Annotated in this window: 2 protein-coding genes and 1 pseudogene; 2 read left to right on the top strand and 1 reads right to left on the bottom strand. The window is 41.2% G+C overall.

Annotation, left to right across the window (positions count from 1 at the left end; genetic code table 11):
* Positions 1 to 276 precede the first annotated feature (276 nt).
* Positions 277 to 1,083 (bottom strand): acyl-CoA desaturase, encoded by an 807-nt coding sequence (locus LEP1GSC194_RS04880; protein ID WP_020772571.1) that lies wholly within the window; start codon positions 1,081 to 1,083, stop codon positions 277 to 279.
* Between the two features lie 332 nt (positions 1,084 to 1,415).
* Here LEP1GSC194_RS04880 and LEP1GSC194_RS04875 point away from each other — a divergent pair, with 332 nt between their 5' ends.
* Entirely contained in the window at positions 1,416 to 2,354 is a 939-nt protein-coding gene (locus LEP1GSC194_RS04875) for an Rpn family recombination-promoting nuclease/putative transposase (protein WP_020772570.1), read from the top strand.
* 601 nt (positions 2,355 to 2,955) lie between these two features.
* Positions 2,956 to 3,546: pseudogene (locus tag LEP1GSC194_RS22160) on the top strand (hypothetical protein); the annotation flags it as partial.

Below are 3,546 nucleotides of genomic sequence, written 5' to 3'. Positions count from 1 at the left end.
CGAAAGCGATTGAAGCGGAATCAACAAATTGAAATGACGAAAAAATTTCGCTTTTAGGACGATCTATCAATTTGTTGATTGGAGCTGAAAGCGCGGTCCAGTCCAGCTCTTACATGCAAGGGCTGGACTGGATTCGCCCCAAATTTCAACCTTCGAACTCCGAGCAACAAGCGATACTTCGATGAAATCGGAAGAAACCTTCGTAAATAAAAAAAGATTCGATCCAATTCGGTAGAAAACTCCGCAATCGCGGTCGATTCTACCGAATTACAAGAGTTAGGCGGCGACTGACTCCACGGAAACGTCCGATCCGCGGAGCACTTTTCTCCCTTTTGCGGTCCAAACGGCTCTTTGGATTTTGATGATTTTCAGTATGTGAAGAACCTTCATCACTTGATACGTAAGATCCAGTTCGAACCAGCGGAACGCAAAGTTCGGAGAATTGGGATGAGCGTGGTGATTGTTTTGATACAATTCGCCCGCGATCATAAAGTCGACAAGCAGAGTGTTTTTTGAGTTGTCCGGATTTTTTTTATGATTTCTGTAACCGTACATATGACCGCACCAGTTCACGATCGCACCGTGAAGCGGTCCCATCACCCAGTGGATCGGTAGTAACAGATACCATCCGTACTGTCCCGCAGGAACGAAGTAAAGATAGAATAACGTGTAAAGGGTTCCGCAAAACAATCTGAAAGTCCAGGAATTGCTGAGTACGTCGATTGCGGGCCACTCGGGATAGTTCCCTTTGAATTCTTTTTCCACGCTTCTTTTTTCTTCCAAGATCGCTTCGTAGTTGAGCGCGGTTTTCCACATCATATCCAAAAAACCTTTGGAAGCGACCGGAGAATGCGGATCTTTTCCGGTATCGCTATAAGCGTGGTGTTGTCTGTGCATGATCGCATAAGCGCGCGGATTTAAGAAGGAGGAGCCTTGGGCTACACAAGTGAAAATATAAAAAAACTTTTCCCAGAATTTGTTCATTTTGAACATCGCGTGGGCCGCATATCTGTGAAGAAAGAACGACTGGACAAAAGCGGATAAAAACCAGTGCCCGATAAAGAACGATAGAATGATCGCCATTTGGTATTAACTCCTGTTGAATAAATAGAGCGGGCCTGCGGGGAAAGGTTGCGGAAAAGTTGGAAATTATTTCAAAAAAGGGGAGGGATTTTTCGATTACCCCGGGCCAAAAGAGTGAACAGATGTGGCTTTTCCGGAAAAATCATGGGTAAATGTCCAAACCGCTTACGCTTAAATGAAAGAGAATAGGGACACGGAAGAAATCGAAATTTCTGAAGCCTCTTGCATTCGATTTAATTTTCTGAATACTTGATTCATACTTTCCGAACCGGCGTTTGTGATCCGATCCGGAAAGGGAATTGACTCATAGACGATATAAGCGAGGATATAGAATGTCTAAAGTCAACAATCCTCACGACCGCGTGATCCAAGAAACGTTACGGGAGAAAACGGAAACAATATCGTTTTTCAAGGACACGTTGGCATTGAAAGTATTGAACCTACTGGACTTGGAGAAGTTAGAGTTATCGGAATCGAGTTTTGTTTCAGAGGAGTTAAAAGAAGAGCAAACGGATTTGTTATTTAAAATTCCGTTAAAGTCCGGCAATCAAGCGAACATCTACCTCTTATTTGAACACAAAAGTTATTTAGATAATAGAATTTATATCCAACTACTCGGTTATCTTGCAGAAATCTATAGGAACCAACTTAGGAACGGAGAAAAGTTATCGATAATAATTCCGTTCGTATTTTACCACGGAGAGAAGGAATGGAAACTTGGCGATCGTTTTTGGAATGAGTTTAAATTGACTGCAGAAGAAAGCGAAGTTTTTAAAGAGTATGTTCCGGATTTTAAGATCGACTTGTTTGATCTTTCCGGAGTAGAATTAAAGGAAGAAATAGAAAGTATCACGTTACAAGCGATCTTTGGAGTGATGCAAAAAGCTCACGAAGTGGATATGGAGTTTGCGCGTCACTTACCCGAATTGTTTTGGATCTTAAATGATCTTGAAGATGAATCTAAAAGAGTTGCAATATTTAAGAAATTATTTTTATATATTTACAGTATCAAGGAAATCAAGCCGACCGAACTTAGGGAAATCCTTCATAACGCGAGATTGGAGAAGTATGAGGAGTGGACGATGACGACTGCAGAAAAATTGATTCAACAAGGTAAGATCGAAGGTAAGATCGAAGGTAAGATCGAAGGTAAGATCGAAACCGCCCGTAAGATGTTTGCGGAAGGTTTGAGTCTGGAAGTTATTCTCCGAATTACCGGGCTCAGTGAAAAGGACCTCAAAGACCACGGAGTTATTAGGGGTCAGAGTTAAAATTTTTCCGAGTTATCTATATAGGGGTCGCTCAATAGATCGCGTTTATTTCACAACTTCGTTGTGAGCGACTCGCGACGAGAAACTCAACCTCACCCCCCAAAAAACAAACTGTTGTTCCAAACAATTTTTAGCGGGTGGAACCGATTTGAGATAAGCCTCAACCATTTATTTCACAAATTATATAGATTTTTTTTAAAAATTGTGATTGCAATTGTCTATTGTAATCACAATTTATAGCCCTGTAATATATCGAAATCCATATTGGAGGCCGTCCGGAATGACGGCCTTTTTTGAACAAGGGATATATAAAAAGATTAAAATGGTGCGATGCAGATTGAAACATTATATTTCGACCCGTAGGGGAAATATTGAGTTAGAAGCGCGATGCCTAACATCTAATCTCTATCCGCTAACATCTGCAATCTTTGCAATTTCTCTGATCGCTATTTTTGTATGGTCACGCCCGAACCTCATCCCGGAGAACCCTCTAAAACAAATTTCTGAAACTGCGACGAATAATTTAAACGAAGAACCTATTCCGGAAAGTGTAAGCTGGGAATTAAATGAAGAACTCGCTTTGGAAAATTCAGACCGGAACTTGAACGAAAAAATTAAAAACGGCGACCTGAATCAAAAGTACATTCAAGAAGTTGCAGCCTTTGAATTGAACCAAAAACAAATCTCAGAAACCGTAACGGGCAACTTAAATCAAGAGCTGATTCCAGAAAGCACAACCGGCAATTTAAATCAAGAACTCATACAAGAAACCGGAAATACCGAGACGATCCCAATCCAAGAAAAAGCGAGCGGCGCAAATCAATGGGCGTTGGCGATTGCGGCAGCAGAGGCGCGGGAGAAAAACGGGGAAATCATAGTAGAATTAGAGAAATATAATATTCCAAGCTGGGAATTGGGCGAAGATTCGTATCGAATTCGGATTTTAGAAAACATCAACATCGAAAGATGGGCCTGGGAAAACATCCAAGAAAAACAAAACGAAGTAAAAAACGGAAATTTACAAAACGATTTCCCGTCTCTCGGCGCAAACGAAAACACGCGTTTGCTATATCCTCCGAGTAGAGAAGAACAGAGAAAGAACAAGAACAAACAGAACGTTGCCGGAACGTTCCGGAATGAAAACGGGAATCGCCCGTATCTGGAACATAATTTTATAATATTACAATATTCA

This window comes from Leptospira alstonii serovar Sichuan str. 79601 (genome assembly GCF_000347175.1).
Lineage (GTDB): Bacteria > Spirochaetota > Leptospiria > Leptospirales > Leptospiraceae > Leptospira > Leptospira alstonii.
This window is presented reverse-complemented; position numbering and strand designations above follow the sequence as displayed.

Excerpts from the sequence above, each read along its gene's own strand:
- LEP1GSC194_RS04875 (WP_020772570.1), top strand. The coding sequence starts at position 1,416 with ATGTCTAAAGTCAACAATCCTCACGACCGCGTGATCCAAGAAACGTTA.
- LEP1GSC194_RS04880 (WP_020772571.1), bottom strand. The coding sequence starts at position 1,083 with ATGGCGATCATTCTATCGTTCTTTATCGGGCACTGGTTTTTATCCGCT.